Genomic DNA, 15,662 nt, shown 5'->3' with positions numbered 1-15,662 from the left:
TATTCTAATGGAAAATGACATAAGACAGATGATATGTAACTGGACAGTTAATTCATTAGTATTAAAAAGAGTCATCAAGTTTTGAAATAGGCTTAATGGCTCTTTTTGATTAGCGAAGTGAACGATTTCTCCGCCATAGTAATCAAATTAAAAATCATGTTCTACAAATACTAGATCACTTACTTTATTTTTGTCATTTAAATAGCTGATTAAGTACCAGGATTCGGCGATGATTTAGGTTGACTTCATATACAGTGAAGAGCGCAGAGAATATTAAAAGAAAAGCAAAGACAGTTCCAATGGTTGTAATCGCATTATTCATGGATGTAGTTAGTTCCGTAATAGATGTTATTAAGTCCTTATTAACTAAGTGACCGCTGTTTGACTCAATACCAGCAACAATTACGGTATCCGCGTGTGTTACTATTAGGACTAATACGTTACAAGAGATTGATAGAAAAGTGACAAGCAATCCAAAAAACCACGCGTTTTTTTGGAAGGGTGAATTTACTGCGTTTTTTAGCTTTTCCATTTGAATTTCTCTGGAATCATATTGGAGGCTTTTTTAGCAGATTTGTGTTAGGGATGTACCAGTAGTACCAACGACTTTTAGATGATGAAAACATAAATAAAAACTTCCTTTCATATTAACTTGGTTCTATTGTAGATAATTGTGTACAAAAAAGCTACTTTCGTAAACCAAACACACTAGAAATTTTTGCTTGGTTCGTGGAAAGTTGCTTTTAGAAGTTAATGATTAATTTTTTCGTGGCTTTGATTTACTGAATTATCTTCATTTTTTATGTTATCGCTTATTTAAGGTGTGAAAGTCGGAACACAGAATTAACGCATCATTTTTTTATTGGATTATCTTAAGATGTTTTCTTACGTGAAAGCAAGCTGAATTTAGGATTAGAGCCTAAAAAATAGGGGGTGTGAATTTTAAAATTCAACACTCCCATCTTTAAATATGTGTCTTTAATTTCTCATAATAAGTGATCAAATCTTCAAAAAGTCCGGATCCTCAAATGCCGGGTGAGGGTACTTATAGAACCCTTCCCCAGACTCCCGTCCAAGCTTGCCATCATCCAGCATCTTCTTAATATTGGCCACAACAGCCTGAAGCTGTTCATCATGGGCATTAGCAGCATAGGTGGCAGTAATGTTATAAGCTGTCCGCAACCCAACCACATCGAGAATCGCAAACGGTCCTTTAGGCGCGCCAGTAGCTTTCATCCAGGTCTTATCAATCGTCTGCGGATCAGCAACGCCTTTAGCCCAAAGTTCTTGACCAGCGTTCAAAAATGGAATCAGCAGCGAGTTCAAAATGTAGCCTGGTTGTTCCTTCTGTAGCTGAATTGGCACCATACCAATTTCACGCGCGTACTCAACGATTTCCTTATAGATTTCCGGGTCAGTTTTCGGTGAGCCCATGACTTCCGCCGTATTGTTCAACCAGACTTGGTTAGCAAAGTGCAGGTTCAAGAATTTCTCCGGCCGGCCTGTGTCGTCCATGAACATGCTTGGAACTAAGGTCGATGAGTTACTTGCAAAAATGGTCTTTGCGGGCGCTATCTTTGCGAGCTGTTGATAGAAACTGTGCTTGATCTCAGGCTTTTCAGGAATAGCTTCGATCACCAAGTCGGCATCTTTTACAGCATCCGCTAAGTCGGTTGAGTAGCTCAGGTTTTCCAAACCAGCTTCGAATTCGGCATCATTAATGTTCAAATCATGCTCATACAGCGACCGCAGCCCTTTAACCCGTTCCTTAGCTTTCGCAATCGCCTCATCATTAATATCATAAATCGTCACGTTTTTACCACTATACGCAGATTGATAAGCAATTTGACTACCTAACACACCACTACCAGCAACTGTTACGTTTTTAATATCAGTCATGATGGGGCCTCCTTGTTGAGAAAACTTAGCGTATGATAAATGATTCCTTTCGATGATAGTGTAGCCAATTAGTTAAGCGCTTACAAGTAGATTGCTCATTGATATTGTCAAGGAGTCGTGATTGCCGGTAATACAAGGATATGAACTTACTACTTTGTGAATTATTTCAAACATAAGTACCAGATTGTAAGATGTAATGAAGTCGTGGCGCACTGAAAGAAAAAGATAATGCCTTTCTATTTGTTTGATTGTATTTCGACAATTTGAAACACTGAGACAATTTATCATAGTGTAAAGCACACTTGAAACCTTTAAAGATCACTAAACAGCTTCGTAATAATGACAAATTTTTATAGAATATGCACCAAATATCACAAATTGTGACCGATACAAGTCAATGAAAAGTCTTATACTAATGTTGAATAGACCAATGCAGGTTATTCGAATTTACCGACAAAGGGGGATTTGTTTGGTTATGATGAGGGATTACGATATTTTATGGAAGGGAGGATCTGTAAAATGAAAAGCGTTAAAGGAAAATTGATCCTTGGCGCGGCTGCGTTTGCGACTGCTCTGGGGTTGAATCTTGTCAACGCTTCAGCAAATGACACTGCAGCTTCGAGTGCCAGTGCTGCTTCAAGCACGGAAACAACCCATGCCGCCACGATCAGCACCGCCAAGTCCGTTGCCTTGAAAACTAGTCAACAAGCGACCAGCGATACGGATGGGACGCGTGATGTCGTTTCATCTTCGTCTTCTGACACGAGTGCTTCTGAACAAGCTGTTAGTGCCAGCAATTCCGCGACAGTTGCTACTTCTAATAGTACAACACCGGTTAATACAAACACGACTCGTTCAGCGACGTCAATTGTGGATGAGCAATCGTCATCTGTCGCTGAGACCCAGCCAGATGATACGACTGAAGCCACTAATGCTGCGACTAAAGTAGCATTACAGACGGCTAAGAGCAGTGCGGCTAGTGTCACCCCGACCGCGCAACTTAGCACGAAGCTGCTGGCACGTTCAGCACTCAGCAGCGACAGTGATTCTGACACACCGGTCACGATTGAAGTCGACGGTTTGGGCGCAGCGGATGCCACCATTACCGACAACTCAAACGGTGGTGCTGATGTGACCGATGCGATTTCGCTGAGCGCCACTGGCAGCTACAACGTTGGGTTATACCTGGTCGATTCCTGATGGGCTCACCGTTAGTGCCGGCGATACCGCGACGTTTACGTTACCAGCCACGGTGGTGGCTAAGCCGACTACTGACACGACGTTTAACTTGTATCTGACAGGTAGTGAAACGGTGATTGCGACGGTTGCATTACCACATGACTCAGCGACTGGAACCATTACGTTTACGGATGCGTTGGCCAGTACGACCTATAATCGTAAGGGCACGATGAACGTGAACGTTGTGGGGACGACGACCAGTTCCAGCGGTAACGACAGTAGCACTACGGTGATTGCCAAGGGTGGTTGGACGGATGGCAATTCGACTAATAATGACGGTCAGCCAACCAAGGTTTACTGGGATATTTTGTACAACATGCAAAATGCCACGCTTCATGATGCTGTGATTACGGATACGCTTGGCGCTGGTCAAACGTATAACGCGGACAGTATGGTCGTTAAAGAAGGTACGATTGCGGGTAACGTCATCGCTTCTGATGCTGCTGTGATTACGCCAACCAGTGTTGTTGTTAACGGCAACACGATCACTATCAACCTCGGCGACCTGACGAGTGGCGTCTATATTACCTACTCAACTCAGATCACTAACCCGGGTAACGGTGGGACATTGACCAACTCTGCTTCAGGCACGTCATCTGATGGTAACGGCTCAGGGTCTACTAATGTTGCCAACGCTCAGGTTTCATGGGGCGGTACCGGTGACGGTGACGGCCAAGTCGGCGCCGTAACGTTGACGAAGTATGCGACTGGCACGACCACGGCTTTAAGTAATGCGACTTTTGACCTCTACACGGCTGATGGGACACTTGTTCGATCAGGACTCACAACCGGTACTGCTGGCAGCATAAATGTCAATGGCTTGAACAGCGGTTCTTACTACTTCGTTGAAACGACTGCACCAGCGGGTTACGCCGTGAGTGCAACGCAGGTCCCATTTTCCATCACAACGGACACGGCTCAGGCAACTGTTGCGGCTTATGATATGCCAGTTACCTCAGTCAATGTTGAGAAGGATTGGACTGGTGTGCCATCAGGGGTTACGACGCCTGATGTGACCGTCACGCTGTATCAAAATGATGTTGCGACTGACCAGACCTTGGTGCTGAATAGTGCCAATGCCTACAAAGGCAGTTTTACGAACCTGGATACAACGGACGCCAATGGGAATCCAATCAGTTATACTGTGCAAGAAATGGTTCCTGCTGGGTATACTGAAACGAGTGATGTCGTTAACACTGACGGTACCGTTGTGCTCACGAACGCCTACACGCCGCAGACCACTTCGCTCAATGTTCAAAAGGAGTGGACGGGTGTCCCGGACGGTGTGACGACGCCAGCAGTTACCGTGACGTTGTATGCGAATGGGGCAGCCACCGATCAAACCTTGACGCTGGATGCTGCTAACGACTATCAAGGTCATTTTACCGGTCTTAATACGACGGATGCTGCCGGCAATGCGATTACGTACACCGTTCAGGAAGCAGCCGTTGCCGGGTATTCTGAAATCAGTGACGCCGCCAACGCTGCCGGCACAATCGTCATCACGAACAGCTACATTCCAGTGACCACCTCGCTCACTGTTGAAAAGAAGTGGACGGGTGTTCCGGACGGTGTGACGACGCCAGCAGTTACCGTAACGTTGTACAAGAATGGTGTGGCAACTGACCAGACGCTTGTTCTGAGCAGCGCCAACGACTACAAGGGCAGTTTTGCGACCCTTGATGAAACGGATGCTCAGGGGAAGGCCATTCGGTATACCGTTGTCGAAACGGCGGTTGCAGGCTACACGGAAACAGGTGAGACGACGCTGGCGGATGGGACGGTTGTGATTACTAATGATTACATTCCGACTACGCCGACTACACCGACAACGCCAACAACGCCAACAACGCCAGTAACTCCTACGACACCAGTAACTCCTACGACACCAGTGACACCGACCACTCCGGTAACACCGACAACACCAGTGACACCAACGACTCCGGTAACACCTACGACTCCTGTTACGCCCACGACGCCAGAAACACCGACGCCATCGACGATACCAGAGACGCCAATTAAAACAACGACAACTTCCGTCGTAACGCCAACACCGACTATCACACCTGTAGTACCTAGTGTACCTGTTGTGAGAACCGTTACGCCACACCGTGCTGACAAGCAGGCTGCGCAACCAGCAGCCAGATTGCCACAGACGAATGATCAGCGTTCCAATGTTGGTCTTTTGGGTGGGGTGCTGTTGATGCTGACTGCTGGATTTGGGTTGGCATTGCGGAAACGCGTTTTTGATTAACTCGTGTAAAAAAGTTTATAGCTATGATTAAAGAGGCAACTGCTTAATTGTTAGTTGTCTTTTTATTACCTTTGTTTCTTATTTAGATATTTTCCGTTGACTATTATCAAATATATTGGATAATAATAGTATATTCGTTTAAAGAAAACGATATTTCGTTTTTTAAGGAGTGAGTACATGTTAGTTAATTTTAAAGTGACAAATTATAGATCCTTCAAAGGTGAACAGGAATTTTCGATGGAAACAGGTCGTCACTTAAGTAAATTCCGGGATAACAATACGATTACTTTAAAGCGCGAAAAATTATTAAAATCGGCTTTGCTGTTTGGCGCAAATGCTAATGGAAAAACGAATTTGATAAGAGCTCTGACGATGTTAAAAAGTTTAGTGTTACATCCGACACCGGATGAAATACAAAGATTAAATACTGATACGTTTGGCTATAATTCTGATAACACAATTTTTGACATTAAATTCATTGAAAATAATAATGAATATGACTACTTTCTTGAGTACAATGCCAAGGAAATTGTTGGTGAAAACTTAACTAAAAATAATCAGGTCGTTTTTTCACGTCGACGACAGCTTGTGTCAGAAATACCAGATCAATTAAAACCTATTATTGATAATCTAAGAAAGAATCAGTTGCTTCTTTACTTTGCCCAGCAGAATAATGTGACAGTTGCTAAAGAAGCCTATCGTTGGTTTGTCGAAGACTTAATTCTAATCAATACTAATGCCATTCAGAACACAAAATTTAAAGCGTTGAAGAATGGAAAATTTAAAAAAAAGTTCATTCATTTTTTACAAGCTGCTGACTTTAATATTACAGACGTTGAGGTTAGGGAGCATCCCGAGACAGTCCCAAACCCATCGTACATTCTGAACAAGCTAAATTCTGAGGACACTGATGAAGCCAACATGGCAGAGACAATTCAATCATCTGTTTTGGATGTTTTTTGTACTCATCGATCAGAAAACGGTACATTTTCGGTGCACTTTACTAATGAAAGTACAGGAACAAAAGTGTTTATGATATTGGCACTTTATTTTTTAAGCAACAGTCGAAAAACATTACTTATCGATGAGTTTGATCGCTCATATCATCTTGAACTTGCTGAAGCATTAATTGCGCTAATTAACAGTGAAGAACAGACCAATCAATTTATTCTTACCACTCATGAACTATCGCTTATGGATTGTCGTTTACGTCAAGACCAGATTTGGTTTGCGGAGAAAAACCAGTTTGGCGAAACAGAATTATTTAGTTTATTTGATTTTGACGATCCGGCTTTAAAACGCAGTGATTTTAATTATAAAAAGCGTTACTTAGAAGGTCGTTATGGTGCGACACAGATTGTCAATCAGGGATTGTTAATGGAGGCACTAAAAAGGTGAGCCGAGAAAGAAAGAAGAGAAAGGTTAACAAGCAATTCCTTTTCTTCGTTGAAGGAGAGACTGAGAAGGTGTTTTTTGATACATTGTGGCAAGAATATCGGTTGACAAGCGCCAAAACTATTAAAATCCTTAAAAATAGCGGTACAGATTGGGTTGAGAAATCTCAACGGATGATAAAGAATAATTCGCGAGTACAACCGAATGCTAAGACCACCGTTTTTATTGTTTTTGATAAAAATAATGATACTGATAGTCAGATTAAGGCGATGATACAAAAATCAAAAAGACTAAAAATTGGTGGCTCGAAGTGTGAAATCTGTTTCTCCAACGAGAGTTTTGAGTTATGGCTGTTAGCTTATTTTGAAAAAATAACGCCTGGGTTCAAAACACAGAAACAACTCAATCTGGCTTTAAGCAAATATTTGGGAGAAACATACGTCAAAGCAGATAGTGTCCAAATGCAACGAATTATTAAGGAAAACCGGACCCTGGAGGCAATTGAAAACAGTGAAAGCATTTCAGAATTCTCTCTTGATCACCAGTCTACGAATGTTGGATCGATATTAAAAGAAATATTGAGTGAGTTAAAAAGTCCAACCAAGTGAGTTTGAAGGTTGGACTTTTGTTTGATTAATAATGGACTAGCATGAAAGGCTCAATTCGTTTCAACATTTCTCTGTTTTCTTCAAATATAATTGAAGATACAATCATGTATATAAGAAATTTGGTGGAATGATGGATTATCAATTGCTGTCAAAATATAAATATAATGATAGTGGCGCAATACGTTCAGTAGAAGCCGTTGAAAGGGAGTATCAAGAAAGATTGAATGGTTACTCAACCGTTGTATCCAGATTAGTGCCAACTTTAGATATTGACTTATACGCTCAAGTAGCAAAGTATCCACTCTTTTTTGTTCAAACAACCTCACTGCTGGCGTTGGTGAATAAGATTTTCCGACATTCAGCCGAGATTCAAGACCTTTCAAACACCTTACCTGGGGTGGCTAGTGAAATATATCGGCGAAATTTGCTGACTCAGGAAGTCTACTACACGAATAAAATTGAAGGTGTTGATGTAACAAAACATGAAATCAGCACGATCATTGGTGATTTGGATTCAAAACAGGCACCTCAGAAACGATTGACCTCAACTGTTCGTTTATACAACTCGACGACTTCAGGTCGTGTCGTTTCAATCCATGATCTTACTGATATTCGGCACATTTATGATCAGTTGTTAGATGGAGAAATACCGGATTCTAAGTTACCGGATGGCCAACATTTTAGGAAGCAACCCGTTTATATCGGTGATGAGCTCAAAAAAGTTCACACGCCGCCAAGGACAGAGAGTGAGATTCAAGAAAGTATTATATCGTTAATTAAATTTATGAATAACGATGATATTTTAGACGTGATCAAAGCAATCGTTTCGCACTTTATGTTTGAGAATACGCATCCGTTTTACGACGGTAATGGGCGGACTGGACGGTATCTTTTATCGACTTATCTAGCAGCAAAGTTTGATACTTATACCGGATTATCCATTTCAACGGCGATTCATGCGGAACAGAATCGCTATTACCGGGCATTTAAACAGGCTGATGATTACCAAAATCGTGCTGATTTAACCTTGTTTATTACACAAATGCTCACCATCATTGTTCAGGGGCAACAAGATGTGATCCAAAATCTGAGGGTGTTGACTGAGCAACTCGACGCAGCTGCCACGCGACTTCATCAACAACTTTCTGATGATATTCAATGGACCGTTGCGTTTGTCTTTGCGCAATCCGCGTTGTTTACCGAGGATGCGATTACTGGTGTGAAGGACACAGAACTCGTCGAATTTTTGTTTAATGATGATCCTAAGCGCTACCATAAGGTGTCGGTCAGACGCCCTATTCAGGAATTAGAAACTCAGGGTGTTTTGCATATGATTAAAGAGCGGCCTTTACAGCATGTGATTGATGACGCGTTGATTCAGAAGTAAAAAGTTGTTGCAACATTGGTCGCTTTTGAATACTGAAGAATTGTATTTTAAAGGTTTATTCTGAAATGAAATAAAAAAAGCCAATCATTACGTTAAGATGATTGGCCTTTTATTATTATGCGTTCACATGTTGCGAAGCACCAGTACTAACATCTGATGTACTTTTAGCTGCTTCTGCGCCAGCAAGACGTCCAAAGACAATAGCATTAGTGATTCCCATACCGCAACCAGGATAAGTCATGCCACGCCATCCGCCCGTTGTGCTTCCGGCGGCGTATAGACCAGGGATGACTTCGTTACGGTTATCCAAAACTTGGGTTTGGCTGTTGATTGTCAGTCCACCAGCTGTATCGGGCGTTGAAGGTGCCATCTTGGCAGCATAGAACGGGGCCTTTAATGCCCCGAGAACATTCGTCCGTCCATATTCAGTATCTTTTCCGTTTTCTGAATCGGAATTCCATTTATCAATTGTCGCAGTCAAAACGTCAGGATCAAGGTTGATTTGGTTGGCTAAGTCTACAATGGTATCGGCTTTTTTGAAGTAACCATCTTCAACTTCCCGCTTTAACCCTGGTGATACTGCTGGTGCAGAGAAAGCACCAGGATCTTCTTCAGCCATGCGCTGGTCAAATACTAGCCAAACGTAACCGCCTGGTAAACTGGCAATGTGTTTTGACCCGCTTTCGAAGTACATATCTTCTCTAAAGTGGCGTTTTCCATCTTCACCAACCCAGATATAAGGATATTTCCATGCTGCACAGATGGGTCCAATGCAAACGTTGTCGCCAGATTGAGCCCCCATGGAACTTGCAATTGGCATCCACATATCAGTAAGTTTAGCGCCAACTTCGGCACCCATAATAATGCCATCACCGTTTTGACGGATGGAACCATAGGATTCACCCACTGCGAAGTCCGGCGCGAATCTTTTCAGCAGATCTTTATTTCGAGAATATCCAGCAGTGGCAACAATGACGTTTTTACCTCTAAAATTACCTTTATTGGTGTGAACGCCAACTACTCGGTTTGATTTGTCAGTGATCAGGTTTTGTGCGGTGATGTTAAAAACAAATTTAGTGCCTAGTTCATCAGCTTTCTTGAAAAGGGGACGTGAAAGGCCAACACCGCTTTTTTCGACAGTTAAGTGTGAACGAGCGGCCGGAGTTGCATAATCCTTCATTGCCATTTCATTGCCAATCATTTGAACTTCGAGAAAATTAACGCCGACATCGTTAGCTAACCACTCGTAATCTTCGGCACCGTGCTCAACGATTGTGTTCCGCATCATGTCGTCTTCAAAGCCCTGGCCAACAGCTTTAAGATAATTATTCCAATTTTCTTTGGAGTCTTCGATACCCTGTTTGCGTTGTAGACTGGTTCCGCCACCAGCATTGTAATAGCCACCAGATAACGTCATGTCGGACAGCATATAGCTGGAGGTATATTCCCCAAAACGAGGGCGCTTGCGCCAGCCTCTCGTGCGGCAATGGCGGCTGACAGACCGGAAGCACCTGCTCCGATGATCAGTACATCGCTCGAGTCTTCAAACTTAATTGTTTCGGGATCAAGATATCGGTAATCGTTATCGTCTTTATCTTCGACGGTGTGACGCAAATCAACGGGTTTATCGAAAATACTGTTGTCGCCGGCCTTTGCGAGGGCTTCTTGCACTGCTTTTTGAACGGCTTGGAAACTCACTGTTGGTCCTGTTACGGCGTCAATGCTATAGGACTGATAATCCATTATTAGTTCAGGGGCTTTTTTTAATGCAGCTGTACTGATACCGTCTGTTTCATTTTGATCAACGATGCTAACATTCGTGATCTTGTCATTCTTTACCGTGACGGATACCGAAATTTCACCACGATTACCAGTGCCAGATCCTTGGTAGGTACCATCTTTTAATCTAGACATAGAAACTCCTCCTTGGGAAACGCTTACATTTTATAATTAAATTTTAATCGCGAGTTGCAATTAAACGGCCTTTCACATCACCATTTTGAACTCGAACAAGTCCCTCTGGAATTTGATCATAACTCGTTGTCTCAAGCATTGGATGCATTTTTCCAGTTTCAAAGAAATCCAGTACTTTGGCAATATCTGCTGGCGTACCGCCTGAATTGCCAATCAATTTAATATTATTAAAAATCAGTGCACCAGTGTCAATTGTAGAATGAAGAATACCCATTCCGACAAGGACCACAGTGCCACCTGGTTTAACAGCTTTAATTGCCTCGTTGGTGGTCGTGTCAAATCCTGCAAAATCAACGATGAGGTTTAAATGATGTTGTGCTAAGTCAGAGATGTTTTCATAAGCAGCAGTCACGCCGATTTGCATCGCCCAATCACGTGATGAGGCTTTAGTGTCAGCAACGTAAACGTCACAGCCAGCAATAACGGCCATATTAGTTGCAAACTGACCTAAGCCACCAATGCCAATGATACCAACTTTCATACCTTTCTTCGCTTGACCAACAACGAAAAGTGGGTGATAAGCTGACATACCAGCATCAGTCGCAGCAGCGCCCTGAATAAATGAAACATCTTGAGGAAGGGGAACCAACTGAACGGCTGGGACAGCGAGTACATCGGCGTAGCCACCATCTCGGAATGCACCAATTGTTTTACCTGTCTCAGGATTTTGAGGGGAGACAGCTACCCGATCACCAACTTTTACATTGGTGACATCAGCGCCGACTTGGGTCACAACACCAGCTGTTTCATGGCCAATAATGACAGGTGATTCTACCATGGGCGCCCAACTAGGATCGTGAAGAATGCCAACATCTGTATGGCATAGTCCCGAGGCTTTCAGTGCCAGGATAACCTCATCTGGCTTTGGTGTAGGATCTGCCTGTTCAACTAGTTTCAACGGTGTATCTGTTTCAGTGAATTGCCAACCTTTCATGTTCATCCAACCTTTCTTGTTTTAAAATTCACTATCTTTACTCGAGTAAAGAATAGCACCAAAAAAATAAAGGTCAACCGACATATTGGTTAATCTTTATTTGATATCGAAAGTAAATTGATGTTGTTTTGGAACATTAAAAAGGGTGTTAAACGACGTAATCATACCGTTTATTCGGGTGATTTCATCGTGTTCGATTGCCCACATGATATCATACCCAGAAAAAATATAGGAAGCGGTGTAGAAGAGCTCATCAGGTGCCTGAGTATTTTGAATTTGACCAGCAGTTTGTGCCTTAGTGATTAGTGTCACACATGTTGTTTTGAAAGCGTCATTAAAATCGAATGTATGTCGGTTTTGGGTGAGGTTAGCCACAAACACCTTACTGATCATATCTGCCCCAAGTTTATTCTCTGCTTGAGCGAGTTGGATAAAACACATGACGAGTTGTTTCCAATAGTTAACATTATCTGTATCGACTGTCAGAACGAGTTTTTCGACCGTTGACTTGTAGAAATAGAGTAGAAGATCAGCCTTTGCCTTAAAGTGGTAGTAAAAGGCTGGTTTGGTAATGTGACAAGCATTGCAGATATCTGTGACGCTTGTCTGATCATAGGATTTTTCTTGGAAGAGGGCATAGGCCGCTTCAAGAATTTGGCTTTTGGTATCCATGTGAAGTATTCCTTTCTAAATTCAAACTAAATTGCTATGTATATTAAAAAAATTGTCTAACCAATAATAGGTACATATTTATCATAGCACATGAAAATATGATTAACGGGGAATATTTTACTTATCGTTTCCGCATTACCCATGGCGAAAACCAATTGTATGTTCTAATATAGATATTAATTAATAGAGTTAAAAATTGAATTGGGGCGTTAGGATGATTAACAAACATTGGGGAATGTTAGCAAGTATTGCAGCGGTCGCGCTGATCTTAACCAGTTGCGGCAGCAATTCCAGTCAAGCCAAAAAGAACAGCAGCAGTGCCAGCTCAAGCGCAAAAGTGTTTAAACCAAAGGCATCGGCGACGAATAAGACCGCGGTCAAGGCGACGGCCAGCGCCACGCCATCCGTTGCCACCACTGCGCTATCACCGATTGCGGGCAAGTATATCGAGGATAAGAGCACGCAACAGGCGAGTGGGGTGACTTACTCGAACTTCTACTGGAAGAATGGTGCCTGGCACTGGGTGCAGAGTATTTCGCGAGGCTTGTTGCAAGATGCTAAGGTTAAATCAGCATCGACTTCCTCGGAAGGTATAACGACATTAAAAATGGATGATGTAGGCGATAGCAATACTTTTGATTTAACATTGACGCCTCTGCAAGACAATTTAGGATACAATGTTAAAAGTTCAAAGGCAGAAGTTAATAATAGTTACATGGTTGGCGATACGGATGGCTAGTGGACCAGTGGCGCACCAACGGCACTTCAAGGCAACTGGGTGTCTGGATTCGTCTCTTCTTCCCCGGCTTTAGCGGGTGCTCAAAATAGCGATTATCCTTACGCCAAGATCCATTTTTCAATTACGGCTGACAGCACGAACGGCGTCAATGTGCTGTACCACGCGAATAAAAAGACCGATGCAGCGGGTGAAGGGGCTGGATGGGGTGCGAACTCTGATTTGTCATACAAGACCCTTGGAAACGATACCTACTTGTTGAAGTCATACAATGGAACGGGCGCTAATGCCAGCATTATGGCTTATAAGGTGACGGAAGTGAGTTCGAGTCAGATTGATATTCTGTTTAACGGACAAAGTGTTAGCTTCACGCCGGACAAAACTGCTGATACTAATAGTGATGATTCGGCTGCCAGTGAGTCGTCCAGTACGCAAGGGTCTACTGATACGACGCATTTAACTGCTAAGCAGGTTGATGATTGGGTATGGGCAGACTATCAGTCAGAGACAAAGTTTAAGCGTACCGACTACATGTTTGAACAAGATATGGATGGCGGCTTACTCAATATTTACCTGAGAGAAGACCATTCAACGCAAGATATGAAGAAAGCCGGGGCAGCTGAACAGGTTAATCCGATTATTGCCTCTTATCGGATAAATAAAGATGGCGAACTTCAACGGTCTGATGATGGTGGAAATCGGTATCAGACTGTTGACACACCATTTCCAGACTAAACTGGTATCGTTGAGTTTTAGAATTTAAGTAAATTGAATACGTGAAGATAGTAAAAATCGTGGTTAGATTGTCGACCGCGATTTTTTATTATGTAATTTCTTAATTTGCTTGTGATGTCGATGGCGTCATCAAGTAGTCTAATTGAATTTTTAGCCTTATTGAACTGGGATTATGAACTTGAAATGCAGAAGAAAATCGAGGAAGTTAAGAATTATAGTTAACCATATATATAATTGCGTATCGTTATTATTATCTTAGTATCTGATATAATTAGGTTAGTAAGTAGGGCCGCAACTACTTAGTATTAAGAGAACTTAGATAGCAAGCTGAACGGAACTAGCACTCATGTCTGAATAGGTTAAGGCAAAGAAAATCACTATTTCTGAAGAGTTTCTTGATACTGAAAAGTGGGTTCCGAATGAAGCGCATCATCAAAGAGCGCTTGAGATAGCAAGAAAAATGAATCAAGAACGAAAAGAAAAGGCTGGTAATTTTTACAAAGCTTCAATTTTTAAATTCAAGAACAATATTAAAAGATAGGAAATGATACCAATGTCTGAATGGGACAAAGCAAATTGGGTAACTATCCCAGACGATGCACTTGATACTGAAAAATATATTTCTGACGAAGATCTTGTAAACTGGTTTTTCGATTTTTCGGATGAAGAGCACTATCAAAAGGCACTGAAGATAGCGAGGAAGATGGATCAGGAACGGGAGGAAAAGGCTGGTAAGAAGTGAGTAGGCCGTTTTATTGAAGTCGTTTGAGGATAAATTTGATACAACGAAACTAAAAACAGCAACGCACTTTCTCATGATGAGAGCGTGCGTTGCTGTTTTTTTATTGATTGGAAATGTGAGAGTTGTCTATTCCAGCTAAAAAAGAAGCTCTTATGCTTCTTTTTTTAGGCGTTGTTGTCTTTACCTGTATCCTAGACTGCGTCCTAATTCCACATTGCCGAAACGTGTTCCAGAAAGCAAGAGGTTGCACCTAAGTAACTTCGGGCAAAAAATCCAAAACCGGGATTTTCTGCCCAAAGTTACTTAGGCTCCACCTCTTAACCGCTTCCTTCCACACTCTCTACATCGGCACATAATCCCTCAAAAAATTAATATTCTTAACCACAAACTTATGATCCACAATATCAATAATCCCCTCAGCACGCAGGTCACTCAAAATTCTGGTCACTGACGAGCGGGAGTTGATGCCGCAGAAGCCTGCGATATCTAGGTTGGTTACCACGAAGTCGATCAGGATGCCTTGATGCTCTGGCAACCGCTTACCGAATAGGCCGACCAGCTGGTTCATGAACGTGCAGACCACGTCGTGCTTGCTGCCCATGATCATCTGCTGAGAACGTAAGATGTTCTCAGACAACTTCGTCCGGTAGTATTCCTTGACATAGTTGTTTAACTCGTCATCCTTATTGACCATCTGCCAGAAGGTGACGCGGTCGATCTTATAGAACTCAGCAGTGTCCGACTCGATGCGGACGTTGAACGGCTGGTCCGTATCCTTTGAAATTTCATCTCGTAATAGACTAATGACATCTGGCTTTGCGATGTATGACAAATTGAACTCGCGCCCATCCTGCAGAATGATGGAGTTCTTAACGATCCCGCGCTTTAAAATGTAAGCGTTCGTCTCTTCAAGGCCATGGTAGGTCAAATAGGTGTGGCGTTTTTTTGTAATGACGGGGGCGTGGGCGGCCTCCATTTGGTTTAATAGATACTCAGTTCGGTTCATAACCATGTGTTTTTTCAGATCCTTAGAAGGGTGGAAACGATTTCACAAGCCCAATTTAATTGATGTCCTAAATCATACCTA

The 15,662-nt window shown here is 42.5% G+C and carries 14 protein-coding genes; 8 read left to right on the top strand and 6 right to left on the bottom strand.

What is annotated here, in order from left to right:
- Positions 1-999: 999 nt before the first annotated feature.
- Positions 1,000-1,899, bottom strand: coding sequence for a 3-hydroxyacyl-CoA dehydrogenase (locus AYR61_RS14245; RefSeq protein ID WP_054710888.1), 900 nt, complete (start codon positions 1,897-1,899; stop codon positions 1,000-1,002).
- 519 nt (positions 1,900-2,418) lie between these two features.
- Between AYR61_RS14245 and AYR61_RS14240 the strand changes: the two genes are divergently transcribed.
- From AYR61_RS14240 to AYR61_RS14220, 5 genes are all read left to right on the top strand, one after another.
- Positions 2,419-3,099, top strand: coding sequence for a hypothetical protein (locus AYR61_RS14240; protein ID WP_065903676.1), 681 nt, complete (start codon positions 2,419-2,421; stop codon positions 3,097-3,099).
- On the top strand, positions 3,074-5,392 hold the full coding sequence (locus AYR61_RS14235; protein WP_065903675.1) for a Cna B-type domain-containing protein: 2,319 nt from the start codon (positions 3,074-3,076) through the stop codon (positions 5,390-5,392). The genes AYR61_RS14240 and AYR61_RS14235 overlap by 26 nt, the downstream gene beginning before the upstream one ends.
- A 177-nt stretch (positions 5,393-5,569) precedes the next feature.
- Positions 5,570-6,790 carry an AAA family ATPase gene (locus AYR61_RS14230; RefSeq protein WP_054710892.1) on the top strand — a complete coding sequence of 407 codons (1,221 nt, stop codon included), beginning with the start codon at positions 5,570-5,572 and terminating at the stop codon, positions 6,788-6,790.
- Entirely contained in the window at positions 6,787-7,395 is a 609-nt protein-coding gene (locus AYR61_RS14225) for an RloB family protein (protein WP_065903673.1), read from the top strand. The genes AYR61_RS14230 and AYR61_RS14225 overlap by 4 nt, the downstream gene beginning before the upstream one ends.
- Before the next feature lie 127 nt (positions 7,396-7,522).
- Complete coding sequence (locus AYR61_RS14220; protein ID WP_065903670.1) at positions 7,523-8,782, top strand: Fic family protein; 1,260 nt, start codon at positions 7,523-7,525, stop codon at positions 8,780-8,782.
- A 115-nt stretch (positions 8,783-8,897) separates the two neighbouring features.
- On the opposite strand, the gene AYR61_RS14215 is transcribed toward AYR61_RS14220, so the two are convergent.
- The 4 genes from AYR61_RS14215 to AYR61_RS14200 form a co-directional block, all read right to left on the bottom strand.
- Positions 8,898-10,199 carry an FAD-dependent oxidoreductase gene (locus AYR61_RS14215; RefSeq protein ID WP_065903668.1) on the bottom strand — a complete coding sequence of 434 codons (1,302 nt, stop codon included), beginning with the start codon at positions 10,197-10,199 and terminating at the stop codon, positions 8,898-8,900.
- Positions 10,196-10,696 (bottom strand): FMN-binding protein, encoded by a 501-nt coding sequence (locus tag AYR61_RS15745; RefSeq protein WP_065903666.1) that lies wholly within the window; start codon positions 10,694-10,696, stop codon positions 10,196-10,198. The genes AYR61_RS14215 and AYR61_RS15745 overlap by 4 nt, the downstream gene beginning before the upstream one ends.
- 43 nt (positions 10,697-10,739) lie before the next feature.
- Positions 10,740-11,696 carry a zinc-binding dehydrogenase gene (locus AYR61_RS14205; RefSeq protein ID WP_225356491.1) on the bottom strand — a complete coding sequence of 319 codons (957 nt, stop codon included), beginning with the start codon at positions 11,694-11,696 and terminating at the stop codon, positions 10,740-10,742.
- A gap of 90 nt (positions 11,697-11,786) precedes the next feature.
- On the bottom strand, positions 11,787-12,362 hold the full coding sequence (locus AYR61_RS14200) for a TetR/AcrR family transcriptional regulator (protein ID WP_054710902.1): 576 nt from the start codon (positions 12,360-12,362) through the stop codon (positions 11,787-11,789).
- A 235-nt stretch (positions 12,363-12,597) separates the two neighbouring features.
- On the opposite strand from AYR61_RS14200, the gene AYR61_RS14195 reads away from it, so the two are divergent.
- The 3 genes from AYR61_RS14195 to AYR61_RS14185 all read left to right on the top strand — a co-directional run bounded on the left by AYR61_RS14195 (position 12,598) and on the right by AYR61_RS14185 (position 14,575).
- The gene (locus tag AYR61_RS14195) at positions 12,598-13,101 is read left to right on the top strand and encodes a hypothetical protein (protein ID WP_191982259.1); all 504 of its coding nucleotides are present in this window, start codon (positions 12,598-12,600) and stop codon (positions 13,099-13,101) included.
- Positions 13,102-13,140: 39 nt separating this feature from the next.
- Positions 13,141-13,833, top strand: a complete 693-nt coding sequence (locus tag AYR61_RS14190) for a hypothetical protein (protein ID WP_065903660.1) — start codon at positions 13,141-13,143, stop codon at positions 13,831-13,833.
- A 553-nt stretch (positions 13,834-14,386) separates the two neighbouring features.
- Positions 14,387-14,575, top strand: a complete 189-nt coding sequence (locus AYR61_RS14185) for a hypothetical protein (RefSeq protein WP_054710909.1) — start codon at positions 14,387-14,389, stop codon at positions 14,573-14,575.
- 340 nt (positions 14,576-14,915) lie between these two features.
- Here the strand turns inward: AYR61_RS14185 and AYR61_RS14180 are convergent, their stop codons facing one another.
- Positions 14,916-15,587 (bottom strand): Crp/Fnr family transcriptional regulator, encoded by a 672-nt coding sequence (locus tag AYR61_RS14180; protein WP_054710911.1) that lies wholly within the window; start codon positions 15,585-15,587, stop codon positions 14,916-14,918.
- Between the last annotated feature and the right edge of the window lie 75 nt (positions 15,588-15,662).

The sequence above is a fragment of the Secundilactobacillus paracollinoides genome, assembly GCF_001702155.1.
In the GTDB taxonomy this organism is placed as follows: domain Bacteria; phylum Bacillota; class Bacilli; order Lactobacillales; family Lactobacillaceae; genus Secundilactobacillus; species Secundilactobacillus paracollinoides.
Note: the sequence above shows the minus strand (reverse complement) of the source record. Positions and strands in the feature narration are given on the sequence as shown.